The sequence below is a fragment of the Blastococcus sp. DSM 46786 genome (genome assembly GCF_900109665.1).
Lineage (GTDB): Bacteria > Actinomycetota > Actinomycetes > Mycobacteriales > Geodermatophilaceae > Blastococcus > Blastococcus carthaginiensis.
Window position 1 is genome coordinate 62,726 of record NZ_FOAO01000007.1, and the last position, 12,812, is coordinate 75,537.

General features: G+C 74.0%; 11 protein-coding genes. 8 read left to right on the forward strand and 3 right to left on the reverse strand.

Annotated features, from left to right (window positions below):
• Nucleotides 1-203: 203 nt before the first annotated feature.
• Nucleotides 204-662, reverse strand: a complete 459-nt coding sequence (locus tag BMW62_RS08090; protein WP_091930458.1) for a hypothetical protein — start codon at nt 660-662, stop codon at nt 204-206.
• A 192-nt stretch (nt 663-854) separates the two neighbouring features.
• Here BMW62_RS08090 and BMW62_RS08095 point away from each other — a divergent pair, with 192 nt between their 5' ends.
• Both BMW62_RS08095 and BMW62_RS08100 read left to right on the forward strand, forming a co-directional pair.
• Nucleotides 855-1,433, forward strand: a complete 579-nt coding sequence (locus BMW62_RS08095) for an MBL fold metallo-hydrolase (RefSeq protein WP_091930347.1) — start codon at nt 855-857, stop codon at nt 1,431-1,433.
• A 72-nt stretch (nt 1,434-1,505) separates the two neighbouring features.
• Nucleotides 1,506-2,351 carry a DUF817 domain-containing protein gene (locus BMW62_RS08100; RefSeq protein ID WP_091930348.1) on the forward strand — a complete coding sequence of 282 codons (846 nt, stop codon included), beginning with the start codon at nt 1,506-1,508 and terminating at the stop codon, nt 2,349-2,351.
• Here BMW62_RS08100 and BMW62_RS08105 read toward each other — a convergent pair whose 3' ends face one another.
• Nucleotides 2,352-3,788, reverse strand: a complete 1,437-nt coding sequence (locus tag BMW62_RS08105) for a serine hydrolase domain-containing protein (RefSeq protein ID WP_091930349.1) — start codon at nt 3,786-3,788, stop codon at nt 2,352-2,354.
• 204 nt (nt 3,789-3,992) lie between these two features.
• Between BMW62_RS08105 and BMW62_RS08110 the strand changes: the two genes are divergently transcribed.
• Nucleotides 3,993-5,024 (forward strand): SemiSWEET transporter, encoded by a 1,032-nt coding sequence (locus tag BMW62_RS08110; RefSeq protein WP_170852277.1) that lies wholly within the window; start codon nt 3,993-3,995, stop codon nt 5,022-5,024.
• On the opposite strand, the gene BMW62_RS08115 is transcribed toward BMW62_RS08110, so the two are convergent.
• A complete protein-coding gene (locus BMW62_RS08115; protein ID WP_091930351.1) occupies nt 5,002-7,098 on the reverse strand; it encodes a M14 family zinc carboxypeptidase in 2,097 nt (698 codons plus the stop codon). The genes BMW62_RS08110 and BMW62_RS08115 overlap by 23 nt on opposite strands.
• A gap of 203 nt (nt 7,099-7,301) precedes the next feature.
• On the opposite strand from BMW62_RS08115, the gene BMW62_RS08120 reads away from it, so the two are divergent.
• The 5 genes from BMW62_RS08120 (at nt 7,302) to BMW62_RS08140 (ending at nt 12,810) form a co-directional block, all read left to right on the forward strand.
• Nucleotides 7,302-8,474, forward strand: coding sequence for an ROK family transcriptional regulator (locus BMW62_RS08120; protein WP_211435040.1), 1,173 nt, complete (start codon nt 7,302-7,304; stop codon nt 8,472-8,474).
• 91 nt (nt 8,475-8,565) lie between these two features.
• Nucleotides 8,566-9,897: an extracellular solute-binding protein gene (locus BMW62_RS08125; protein WP_091930352.1), complete on the forward strand. Its 1,332-nt coding sequence runs from the start codon at nt 8,566-8,568 to the stop codon at nt 9,895-9,897.
• Between the two features lie 71 nt (nt 9,898-9,968).
• Nucleotides 9,969-10,967, forward strand: coding sequence for a carbohydrate ABC transporter permease (locus BMW62_RS08130; protein ID WP_211435041.1), 999 nt, complete (start codon nt 9,969-9,971; stop codon nt 10,965-10,967).
• Entirely contained in the window at nt 10,964-11,842 is an 879-nt protein-coding gene (locus BMW62_RS08135; RefSeq protein WP_091930353.1) for a carbohydrate ABC transporter permease, read from the forward strand. The genes BMW62_RS08130 and BMW62_RS08135 overlap by 4 nt, the downstream gene beginning before the upstream one ends.
• On the forward strand, nt 11,839-12,810 hold the full coding sequence (locus BMW62_RS08140) for an ROK family protein (protein WP_091930354.1): 972 nt from the start codon (nt 11,839-11,841) through the stop codon (nt 12,808-12,810). The genes BMW62_RS08135 and BMW62_RS08140 overlap by 4 nt, the downstream gene beginning before the upstream one ends.
• The last annotated feature ends 2 nt before the right edge of the window (nt 12,811-12,812 follow it).

Sequence of the window (12,812 nt, forward strand, 5' to 3'; positions counted from 1 at the left end):
CGCGCAGCAGGGGCTGAGATCAGGGCCTCGATCGCACCTCGGTCGGGCGTTTTCGACAGACGCACGTGTCCCCCCGGAGCACACCGCTCCGGGGGGACACGTGCGTCGAGGGGTGTCCGGGCCGGTGGGTGCCCGGTGCCGCCGAGCCCGCCGATCGCCGCGGGTGCAGGGGCGCGTGGCCGACGCATCAGGGGACGCGGCCATCAGGGGGACGGCGGGCGAGGCCCTTCGATCCACCGGCGGAGCTCCGCGGCCTGCTCGTCCACCTGCCGCTGGCCGGGGAACGGCAGCGTCTCCGTCGCCACGAGGTGCAGGACGGTCCCGTCGGTGAGGAGCAGTTCCACACGCCGCACGCTTCCCGCACCACCCTGGCGACCCACCATCACCCGGTCGATGTCGGGGCGCTGGAGCCGGCGGGTCTGCAGCCGGTTCCGGACCTCGAGCGACCCGTCGGCGTGCCCCCGGACACGGCTGAGCACCGTCGCCGTGTTGTAGCCGGTGATGCCCACCGCGAACGCTGCGAAGGCAGCCGTGAACAGCGGCGGACCGGGGGTCGTCAGGACGAACACCACCAGCACGACGGCGACCACGACCGAGGCGCCGTAGAGGGCGGTGGAGAAGCGCGGCGGGCGCAGGTCGAGGACGACGTCCGGCGAGGTCACGGACGCGATCATGCAGCGGCTCTGGTCGACCGCGCGCGCCGGCGGGGTCGACGCACTCCCGCGGGTGACCGGTACGGCGTCGCCACTCGTGCCCGCCGGCGCCCAGGGCCGGCCGGGCGCCCAGGGCCGGCCGGGCACCCAGGGCCGGCCGGCGGCCGGGCACCGGGCCGCCGCGGTTGCTACGGTCCGCGCATGCCGGAGCTGTCACGCACCGCCCGCCTGGACGTCCTCGTCGAGGGCTACGTGCGCATGCCGCACGTGGCGGGCACGGTGAGCCTCGTCCGGGACGCCGACCGGGTCGTCATCGTGGACCCCGGCATGGTGTCCGACCGGGACCTCATCCTCGCCCCGATGCGCGAGCTCGGCGTCCGCCCCGAGGACGTCACCGACGTCGTCGTCAGCCACCACCACCTGGACCACACGCTCAACGTCGCGCTCTTCCCGGTGGTGCCGGTGCACGACTTCCAGTCCGTCATCGAGGGGGACATGTTCACCCGCCGGGCCGCCGAGGGCACGCAGCTCACCCCCGGCATCCGGCTGCTCGCCACGCCGGGGCACACCCCGCAGGACATCACCACGCTCGTCGGCACCCCCGACGACGTCGTCGCCCTCACGCACCTGTGGTGGACCGAGGAGGGCCCGGCCGACGACCCCTACAGCCACGACCGCGACGAGCTGCGCCGGCAGCGCGAACGGGTGCTGGACCTCGCCACCCTCGTGGTCTGCGCCCACGGCGCACCGTTCCGGCCCGGCCCGGCGACGGTGCGCTGACCACGGGCCCCAGGAGACACGCACGGGTGGCGGAGACGCCACCAGCCGCCGCCACGACCTAGCCTCCACCCGGTGAGGCAGCTGCTGCGGTTCGCCTGGATCGAGGCGCAGTGCTGCCTGTTCGCCGTCCTGTTCTTCCTCGGCCTGGCCCTCGTCCGGGTCGTCCCGCTGCCGGTCAACCCCGCCGACGCGCTGCTGGTGTGGTCGCTCGGCGTGACGTTGGTGCTGTGGCTGGTCCGCTGGGAGACCGGCCGCGAGGTCGCCGTGATCTTCGGCTTCCACCTCGTCGGCCTGGTGCTCGAGCTGTTCAAGGTCGCCCAGGGCTCCTGGTCCTACCCCGACACCGGGCTCGCCACGGTCGGCGGGGTGCCCCTCTACAGCGGCTTCATGTACGCCGCGGTCGGCAGCTACGTCTGCCAGGCCTGGCGCCGGTTCGACCTCCGGATCACCACCTACCGGGCGCGCAGCACCGCCGCCGTCGCCGCCCTGATCTACCTCAACTTCTTCACCCACCACGTCACCTGGGACGTCCGGCTGCCGCTGGCCCTGTTGCTGCTGGCCGTCACCTGGCGGACCGGGGTGCACTTCACGGTCGGCCGGCGCCGCTACGCGATGCCGCTCGCGCTCTCCTTCGTCCTCATCGGCTTCTTCCTCTGGCTCGCCGAGAACGCCGCCACCCTGCTCCGCGCCTGGGAGTACCCGTCGCAGGAGTCGGTGTGGACGCTGGTCCACGCCGCCAAGCTGGGGTCGTGGTCGCTGCTCGTCGTGGTGAGCATCGTCCTGGTCGCGGGGGTGAAGGCCCGGGAGGGGCAGCTCTACGGCCGGCCGGGTGACCGGACGGTCCTGCGGGCCTACGAGGCGCCCGAGGTCAAAGACCCGCTGCCGCTCGCCGACCGGGTGCCCGCCGCCGGTTCCTAGCTAATCCCAGAGCTGCGACGAGGGGGCCGGACGGCCGGTCGTCGAGGAGCGCCGGCGGCGGAACTCCTCGACCGGCCGGTAGGTCACCCCGCCCAGCCGCAGCGACACGACGTGCCCGCCGGCGTCCCGCTCGACCGGCACCGGCTCACCGGCCGGCCCGAAGCCCGGCTGCGCGGCGACCCGGAGCGTGTCGGCGTCGACCACCTGCAGCTCCTCGACCCCCGGCAGGGGATCGGGCCAAGTCGGCCGGACGAGCACCAGCCGCCCGGCCAGCTCGGCGACGTCCACCACGCCCCAGAGGCCGGCGAACCGGCCGGTGAACGCGGACGGCGGCGGGCTGCCGGGCGGGGCGGCGGGCACCTCGGTGCGCGGGTGCAGCGCGACGTCGACCAGCTTCACCAGCCCGGTCGCCAGCTCCTCGGCCGGGCCGTCGATCGCGTTGGTGAGCACGCTGACGACCAGCCCGTCGGCGGGGTCCACGACGGTGACCGTGATCTGCCCCGGCCACCCGCCGCTGTGCCCGACCAGGTGCCGCTCGCCCACGGTGGTCAGCGCCAGGCCCACCCCGTACCGGCCGACCTCCGTGCCGTAGGCGGTGACCACCGACTCCACGCGCTGCATGAGCCGCTTCGCGTCGTCGCCGAGCAGCCGGTCGTCGCCGAGCACGTGGGCCGAGCCGTAGACGGCGAGCTCCTCGGCGGTGGAGAAGAAGCCGGTCGCCGGGGCGAGGGCGCCGGTGCCGACCGACCCGAGGGGCTCGCGCACGTCCTCGCCCAGGAGCAGCCCGGTGTGCCCGGTGACGTACTCGCCGGCCCGCGCGGGGTCGTGGTCGGCCCCGGTCCGGGTGAGGCCCAGCGGCTCGAGGATCCCGGTGCGCACCGCCTCGGCGTAGCTCGTCCCGGTGGCGGCTTCGACGGCCAGGCCGACCAGCGCGTAGCCGGTGTTGGAGTACTTGAAGTGCTCGTTGCGCCGCAGCACGGGGCCGGCCCGCAGCGCCGCCGCGATCACCCCGGCCCGGTCCGGGAAGGGCTGCTCCAGCTGCCAGAAGTCGGCGTCGGCGCCGTCCCGGGTAACGCCGGCCTGGTGGCCGAGCAGCTCCCGGACGGTCACCCGCGCCACCGGTGAGCCGGCCGCCTCCAGCTCGGGCACGTGGACGCCGATCGGGTCGTCCAGCCGCATGCGCCCCGCCTCGACCAGCTGCAGCACGAGGGCCGCGGTGAACGTCTTGGAGTGCGAGGCCACGCGAAACAGGTGGGCAGGGGTCAGCGGGGCGCCGGTCGAGACGTCGGCGACCCCGAGCGCGGCCGACAGCACCAGCTCGCCACCGTGGCGGACGGCCACCTGCGCACCCGGCACCCGGCGGTGCGCCACCTGGGCGTCCAGCCACGACCGCAGGTAGCCGGCGGCGGCGCGGATCGTCTCGGTGCGGGTCGTCACGGGCGCCCAGCCTAGGGAGCCGCTCCGCCGCGTGCGGTGGACGTCACAGAAAGCGATCGGCAGATCACGTTCCGGTCACGGATGTGGAGCGCCGATGACGTCCCCGGTCACCGCCCGGCCCCCGCCGGCGCCGCTTCCCGACGAGCGCCCCCCGTTCCCGGTGGCCACCTCTCGCACCGACTCCGAACGGATCCCCGCCCCACCATGTCCGCCGCTCTCGGCATCCTCGCGGCCACCCTCAGCATCGCCGTCGTCTGGCCCCAGGTCTGGCTCTCCTGCCGGCACCGCCGCACCCTCGGTCTCTCACCCACCAGCGCCTGGCTCGCCGTCGCGCTCAACCTCTGCTGGCTCGCCTTCGGCCTGCTCTCCGGCGACCCCGTGCAGATCGTCACCAACGCCGTCGTCGGTGCCGGCAACGCCGCCGTCCTGGTAGCCCTGCTGCTCACCCAGCCCCGGCTGCGGGCTCCGCGCGTGCTGCTGCGGACGGCGTCCGGCGCCGTCGTCCTCGCCGCGCTGGCCACCGGGGGTCCTGCCGCCACCGGGCTGCTCGGCACCGACCCGGCGGCGGCCGCGGCGCTGCTCGGCGGGGTCGCCTCCGTGGTCGGTGCGGCGGCCGCGCTCCCGCAGCCGGTCAGCCTGCTGCGCGACCGCACCCAGGATCTCTCGGGGCTCTCGCCGGCGCGGTGGTGGCTCGGCTCCGGGTCCTGCGCCGCGTGGACCGGCTACGGCTGGTGCGTGGACCAGCCGATGGTCTGGCTCTCGGCCGGGATCGGGCTGTGCTGCGCGCTCGTCGTCTGCGGGATGCTGCGCGCCCGGCGGGCGGTGCTGCCGGTCGCCGGCTCAGCCGCCGCAGCGGGGAACAGTCCCGGCGTCGAGGCCCCACTCCGGCAGGTCGGCGCGGAAGGCGCCTCGCACCGGCGCGGAACCAGTCGCCCGCCGGTCCACCCGGCCGCCGACCTCCGGCTCGTCCTCGGCCCACTCGAACCAGTTCACCATCGCCAGGTGGGGCAGGCGCTCGGCCAGCCCCGGGTCGAACAGCTGCTGCCACCAGGCCTGCTCGGCGGTCCCGCCGGCGCCCGAGGCGAAGAACGCCGCCGTCTCCGGGACGCCGACCAGCTTGGCGTGCTCGGTGTAGCCGGCGTTCACGCCGGGGCGGATGCCGACCCGCGAAGGGCGGGACGCCGGACGGTGGGCCCGGCGTCCCGCCCGTGCATCAGCGCCGGCCGCAGGCCTTGAGGTCCACGCGCAGCCGCTGCCCGCGGTCGACGACCACCGGTACCGTCTCCCTGATCTGGCCGCCGACCTCGCAGGTGAGCGTCCAGTTCTCCACCAGCCCGGGCACGGTCGAGGACTCCGCATCGAACAGCGACGCGGTCAGCGTCCAGGTCGGCGTCACCGAGGCGAAGTTGATGGCGCGGAGCACGTAGGTGCCCTGGGCCGGGTCCTGCAGCAGCACCCGTTCCTTCTCCCCGACGAAGTTGCCGGAGCTGCCCACCTGCTCCAGCGAGCCGTCGGCGTTCTTCCGGTACACCTCGAGGTCCATGTCGTCCGGGGTGGGCCAGTCCAGCACGATCTCGAGCAGATCGGCGTCCCGGTCGACGGTGAACTCGGAGTCGGTCGACTGCAGCGGCAGCGTCGTCCCGGTGTACGTCTGCTGCGCGACCGGGTCGGATGAGACGGTCTCGACCTGCCGGTCCTTGACCACCGGGCGGGTGGACGGGTTGACGTGCCAGGTGAACCGGCCGTCGGGTCCGACCGTCATGGCCGTGTCGAGGGTGTCCTGGATGGCCCCCTCCCACGTCGGGGTGGCGAAGGTCTTGCGCAGCCGCAGGGTGGCACCGGCCGGCGCCTTGCCGGTGAGCACCGAGTGCGTCGCCGGGTCCACCGCATTCTCCAGCGCGAGCAGGTAGGCCTCCCGGTTGCCCTTGCCGGCGTACTCGCCCGCACCCAGGTACTCGTCGATGACCTGGGGGAACGGCGGGTGGAACTCGTCCGGCCCGATCTCGAAGGTGTAGCCGAACCCGCCGGTGGCGTTGTAGGACCAGTCCTCGGTGGAGCCGGTGGTGTCGTAGAGCTCCCACGCGTGCTGGCTGGTGTAGCCGTTCTGCGCGGCCATCGCGTCGCCGAGCGCCTTGAGCGCCGCCTCGTCGAACGGGTCGCCCAGCGGCACGCCCTCGCTGGGTGGCACCAGATCGGGCGCGGCGCCGTTCGGGCGCAGCACCAGGTTGGAGAAGGTGTGGTTGGTGATCAGCGTGGTCACGTGCCGGCTGCTGACCAGCTCGCGGATGTTCTGGGTCTCGGGCTCGGAGAACGCCGACGCGCCCCGGTAGGTCGGGTCGGCGAACAGGTCGGATGCGCCCGGGCCGCCCCAGTAGCCGCCGTAGTTGCGGTTCAGGTCGACGCCCGTGCCGAAGCCGCCCGGGCTCGTGGCGCTGCCGGCCCGGCAGGTGCCGTCGGGGGTGTCCTGCCCGTCGACCAGTCGGCAGTTCTTCCGTTTGTAGGCATTGCCGGGGGTTCCCAGGAGGCTGGCGGTGCCGCCGTCGTCGAGCGAGCGGAGATCGACCAGGCCGCCGTCGGTCCGGGACAGCTCGAAGCCGTCGACGTTCACGACCGGGACGACGATGACGCGGGAGCGGTCCACCAGGTCGGTGATCCGTGGGTCCTTCCCGTAGTTCTTCACCAAGTCGACGGCGAACTCCATCGCGTGCTCGCCGGATGGCCACTCCCGCGCGTGGTGGACGCCGAGCATGAGGAACGTCGGCAGCCCGCGGTCGGGCCCGTGCACCTCGCGACCGATCTCGACCCCGCGGATCTCCCGGCCGTCCAGCGAGCGGTGCGGCAGGGTGAAGGTCGACACCAGGCCCGGGTGGTCGCGTTCCAGCGCGGCCATGTCGGCGTCGTAGTCGGCGAGGGTGCGGTAGGCGTCCCGGCCGGACGGCAGCGGCGACGTCGTGGTGGCCGCCGCGTACGCCGCGTTGACCCGGTTGTTCTCCGCCTCGCGGAGCAGGAGGTCGGGGATGCGGACGTCGTAGGTGAGGCCGGCCGCGAGCAGGGACGTCACGTCGGCCGGGCTGTGCAGCACCACCTCGACGTAGTCGTGGCCGGCGTGCTCGGTCAGGTCGAGGCCGAGGGTCTGCAGGAGGCGCTTGTCCTCGCGGGTAGGGGTGTCCACGGTGACCAGCTGCGGGCGGAACTCGTCCGAGCCTGCCGTGGCCGGCGCGGGCGGGCCGGCCACCGTGGTGAAGCCGACCAGCGCGGCGGTGCCCAGGGCCAGCAGGCCGGCACGTCTGGGGAGGTTGCGAGGATTCATGGCGCCTCTCCGGTTCGAGCGGGGGGTGCGACGGTTGATGAGCCAACGAGCAGCCGCCCGGAAGGTCACGCGGCGGCCGACGCCTCCCGTCGGCCCCGGGCGATGGAGCTCGCGCCGCCGTTGGCCCGCAGGTCACGGTCCGGTCACGGCGGCGCAGCCCCTTGACAGGGGAATGTAAGGACGGTTGCCTAACAAACGTGACCGTGACCCGCGACACAGCCCGGCCGGGGCGCCTGCTCCGACCGACGGCGAAGGTGCTGCCCGAGCACGCCCGCGCGCACAACCGCTCGATGGTCCTGCAGCACCTGTTCCACGCGGGCCCCGGTTCGCGGGCGGACCTCGCCCGCGCCACCGGCCTGACCCGGGTCACCATCTCCGACCTGGTCGCCTCGCTCATGGCCGAGGGCCTGGTGGCCGAGCTCGGCGCCCGCGCGGAAGGCCGCCCCGGGAAGCCCGGCACCCTGCTGGGGGTCCGCACCGACGCCCACCAGATCGTCGCGGTGGACCTGGCCGACGACGAGCGGATGCACGGGGCGGTGCTGGACCTCTCCGGCACCGTGCTGCAGCGCCGCACGACGCGGGTCGACGGGCGGACCGGCACGGCGGCCGTCGACGCGCTCACCGCGCTGTGCCGCGACCTCGTGGCGGCGGCGACCCGGCCGGTGCTGGGCGTCGGCGTCGGGTCGCCCGGCGTGATCGACCCCGCCGGCCGGGTGCTCCAGGCGCCCAACCGGCAGTGGTTCGACCTGCCGCTCGCCGACCGGCTCGGCGCCGAGCTCGGCCTGCCCGTGCACGTGGCCAACGACGCCAACACCGCGGCCCTGGGCGAGTTCACCTACGGCGGCGCGTCGGGCGGCGGGCTGCTGGTGCTCACCGTCGGCGGTGGTGTGGGCGCCGGGATCGTGCTCGACGGCGGCCTGGTGCAGGGGCACGAGCACGCGGCCGGCGAGATCGGCCACGTCACCGCCGTCGACGAGCGCGACGACATCGACGGCGCGCCGCTGGGTCGTCCGCTGCCCTGCGCCTGCGGGCGCCGGGGCTGCCTGGAGACGGTGCTGTCGGTGCCCGCCCTGCGCCGGCGGACCGACGGGCTGGACCCGTCCGCCGCCGCGGTCGCGCTGGCGGCGGTGGGCCGGCGGCTCGGCATCGTGCTCGCGCCGGTGGTCAGCACGCTCAACCTGTCCGAGGTCGTGCTCACCGGCCCCGGGGAGCTCCTGGACGGCCCGCTCCGCGAGGCGGCGCTGGCCACCCTGCAGGAACGCACCATGCCCGTCGTCAGCAGCCACATGCAGCTGCGGATGACCTCGCTCGGCGAGGACGGGGCCCTGTCCGGGGCCGCGGTCCTCGTGCTGTCCGGCCAGCTCGGGGTCACGTGACGACCCCGAGCCGGCCAGTTGCACGTCGGAGAACCACATCCCTGTGGCGGCGCTGTCCGGCACCGCCTGCGCACCAGGAAGGAACCCCAACATGACGAGGGTACGCACGAGCGGGCTCGCAGCTGCGAGCGTCGGGCTGCTGCTGGCGCTGACCGCCTGCGGCGGTGGGAACGAGGCCGAGGCGGGGGGCTCGGAGGAGATCCGGCTGTGGCTGGCCGGCTCCGACACGCCCCAGGAGCTGCGCGACTACCTGGTCGAGACCTTCGAGGCCGAGCACGAGGGCATGAGCCTGGTCATCGAGGAGCAGGACTGGAGCGGCCTGGTGCCGCGCCTGCAGACGGCGCTGTCCTCGGAGTCGCAGACGCCCGACGTCGTCGAGATCGGCAACACCCAGAGCCCCACGTTCACCCACGCCGGTGCCTTCTCCGACATCAGCGACCTGGTCGACGAGCTGGGCGGTGACGACCTCCTCGAGGGGTTCGTCGAGGCCGGCACCGTGGACGGCGACGTCTACGCGGTGCCCTACTACTCCGGCGCCCGCGCGGTGTTCTACCGCAAGGACCTCTTCCAGCAGGCCGGCGTCGAGGTGCCGACCACCCTGGCGGAGTTCGGCGACGCTGCGGTCGCGCTGCAGCAGGCCAACCCCGGCGGGGCGGCGAACTTCTCCGGGTTCTGGCTCCCCGGCCAGGACTGGTACAACGGCATCGCCTGGCTCTACAGCAACGGCGGGAGCCTCGCGGAGCAGGACGGCGACGCGTGGGTGGGCGCGCTGTCCAGCCCGGAGTCGCAGGAGGGTCTGCAGCAGGTCCAGGAGCTGTTCGCGAACGCGACCTCCGCCCCGCGCGACGCCGACTCGGCCGAGCCGTGGGTGCCGTTCAACAACGGTGAGGCGGCGATGTTCTCCGCCCCGACCTGGGCCCGCTGGAGCATCGACCTGCCCGAGTGCAACCAGGGCGTCGACCCCGACGACGAGTCGGAGGCCGCGCAGGCGGCGCTGGCCGAGCAGCAGGCCTGCAACGAGGAGCGGACCGGGATCTTCCCGTTGCCCGGCCCGACGGCGGGGGAGCCGGCCACGGTCTTCGCCGGTGGCTCGAACATCGCCATCCCGGCGATGTCGGGCAACCAGGAGGCGGCCCGCGACCTGCTGCGGATCATCTTCAGCGAGGAGTACCAGACGATGCTCGCCGAGAACGGGCTGATCCCCGGCAACAGCGAGTACGCCGACGCGCTGGGCGACGACGTCTACGCCCAGGCCGCGCTCGCGGCGGCCCTCGACGCCCAGCTCACCCCGCCGGCGGAGAAGTGGGCCGACGTGGAGGCCGCCCGCATCCTGGAGGACTTCTTCCAGGAGGTGGCCTCGGGTGCCGACCTGGCGGAGGCCTCGGCCCGGGCCGACCAGCTGATCACGGACACGCTGGCCTGATCCTGTGATCCGGGGCGGGGGTGCCCTGGCCGACCGCGCCGCACCCCCGCCCCCCACGTCCCGGAGGAACCGTGTCCGCTCCCCGCACGTCCTCGGCGCCGGTGCTCCCGCCGGCTCCGCCGCGCGCCGCCGCCCCGCCCGTCCACCCGGACCCGCCGGGCGAGCGCCGGCCCGCTCCCCGCCGCCGGTCGCTGCGGTCGCGGCTGGGGCCCTACCTGCTCCTGCTGCCCGCGCTGGTGCCCGTCGCCGTCGGGCTCGGGTACCCGCTGGTGCGTCAGTTCGTGCTGTCGTTCCAGGAGTACGGGCTGGCCCAGCAGTTCGGCCGCCCGGCCGAGTGGGTGGGGCTGCGCAACTACACGACGCTGCTGTCGGACCCCTACGTCTGGGGCGTCATCGGCCGGTCGGTCCTCTTCTGCCTGGTCAACGCCGCGCTGACGATGGCCGTGGGGATCGCCGTCGCCGTCCTCATGACGCGGGTGGGCCGCGGCGCGCGGATCACCCTGCAGGTCGGGCTGCTGCTGGCCTGGGGGACGCCGGTGCTGGCCACCATGACGGTCTGGCAGTGGCTGTTCGACTCGCAGTACGGGGTGGTCAACTGGCTGCTGGCCGAGCCGCTGGGCCTGACCGGGATGCGCCAGCACTCCTGGATCATCGAGCCGGCGTCGTTCTACCTCGTGGCGACGGTCATCGTCGTCTGGATGTCGGTGCCCTTCGTGGTGTTCACCGTCTACGCCGGCCTGCTGCAGGTGCCCGAGGAGTGCATGGAGGCCGCGCAGCTCGACGGCGCCAACGCCTGGCAGCGGCTGCGCCACCTGTCCCTGCCCATGGTCAAGCCGGTGCTGCTCGTCGTCGCGCTGCTCCAGGTCATCTGGGACCTGCGGGTCTTCACCCAGATCTACGTGCTCCAGCGGGCCGGGGCCCCGACCCGGGAGACCCACCTGCTGGGCACCTACATCTACTCGCTGGCGAAGGAGTTCTCGATGGCCGGAGCCATGGCCACGATCATGCTGGTCATCACCTTCGTGCTCACGGTCTTCTACATCCGCCGGATGCTGAAGGAGGAGGTGTGACCGCGGCGCGCCCGGGTGCCCCCGCAGCTGCCCGGCGGCGTGCCCGCGGCGGCGGCACGGGGCGGCGCCTGCTCGGCCTGCTCGCCGTGCTCGTCGCGCTGGTGTGGGTCTTCCCGATCTACTGGATGGTCAACAGCGCATTCCTGCCGACCAATCGGATGCGTACGGGCGAACCCTCGTTCCTGCCATTCGGCGGGACGTTCTCCAACTTCCGCAACGTGCTCACCGACTCTGCCTTCTATGACGCTTTCAAGGTGTCCCTGGCGGTCACCGGGCTGACCCTCGTCGTCGCCATTCTCTTCGCATTCCTGGGGGCGCTCGCGATCAGCCGTTTCCGTTTCCGCGGGCGCCGGTCGTTCATCCTCACCATCCTCGTCGTGCAGATGATCCCGGCCGAGGGCCTGTTCATCTCGCAGTACCAGATGCTGGACAACTGGGGCCTGGTCAACGCGGTCCTCGGGCTGACGATCGTCTACGTCGCGGCGATCCTGCCGTTCACCGTCTGGATGCTGCGGGGCTTCGTCGCCGGGGTGCCGCTGGAGCTGGAGGAGGCCGCGATGATGGACGGCCTCTCGCGCACCGGGGCGTTCTTCCGCATCACCTTCCCGCTCCTGGCCCCGGGCCTGGTCGCCTCCGGCGTGTACGGCTTCCTCCAGGCCTGGAACGAGTACACGCTGGCGCTGGTGGTCATGACCGACCCCGACCAGCGCACCCTCCCGCTGTGGCTGCAGGGCCTGGTGGAGGCCAACCGGGCCACCGACTGGGGCCTGGTCATGGCCGGGGCGACGCTGATCTCCGTGCCGGTCATCGTCTTCTTCCTGTTCGTGCAGAAGCGCATGAGCGCCGGCCTGGTCGCCGGGGCGGTGAAGGGGTGAGCACGAACGGCCACGGGTCGCGGAGCTGGTCGGTCGGGCTCGACATCGGGGGGACGAAGGTGCTCGGCGTCCTGCTGGACGCCGGCGCCACCGTGCGGCACCGCCTCCGGGTGCCCACGCGGCCCGGGGTGCAGGGCGTGCTCGACACCGCCGAGCAGGTGGTGGGCGAGCTCTGCGCCGCGGCCGGCGTGACCCCGCAGGAGCTGACCGGGGTCGGCGCGGGGGTGCCCGGGCTGGTGGACCCGGCCACCGGGCGGCTGTCCTACGCGGTGAACCTCGGCATCCACGAGCGCGCCGTCGACCTGGCGCCGATGCTGTCGGCCCGGCTGGGCGGCACCCCCGTGGTGCTGGAGAACGACCTGAACGCGGCGGCCGTGGGTGCGGCGCGCGCACTCGGGCTGCCCGGCGACCTGGCGCTGCTCGCCCTCGGCACCGGCGTTGCCGCCGGGCTGCTGCTCGGGGGCGAGCTGCGGCGGGGCCGGTGGGGAGCGGCGGGCGAGATCGGCCACCTGCCCTACGACCGCACCGGGCCGCGCTGCCCCTGTGGCCAGCAGGGCTGCCTGGAGCTCTACGCCTCCGGGGCGGCTCTGGAGGCGGCCTGGCCCAGCCGCAACGGCATCCCGGCCGCCGCGGACCTGTTCGCCGCCGCGGCGGGCGGGGACCGGCGGGCGATCGGCATCCGCGACGGGTTCGCCGACGCCGTCGCCGCCGCCGTCCGCACCCTGGTGCTCACCTGCGACGTCGAGCACGTCGTGCTCGGCGGCGGGGTCGCCGAGGTCGGGACGCCGCTGCGGGACGCCGTCGTCACCGCGGCCCGGCGGCAGGCCGCCGGCTCCCCGTTCCTGCGCAGCCTCGGCATCCCAGACCGGGTGCAGCTGGCGCCGGCCGACGTCCCGGTGGGTCCCGTCGGGGCCGCGCTGTGCGTGCGCCCGGCCGTGCCCGGCCGCGCCCAGCCGGTGGGATCCTGAGC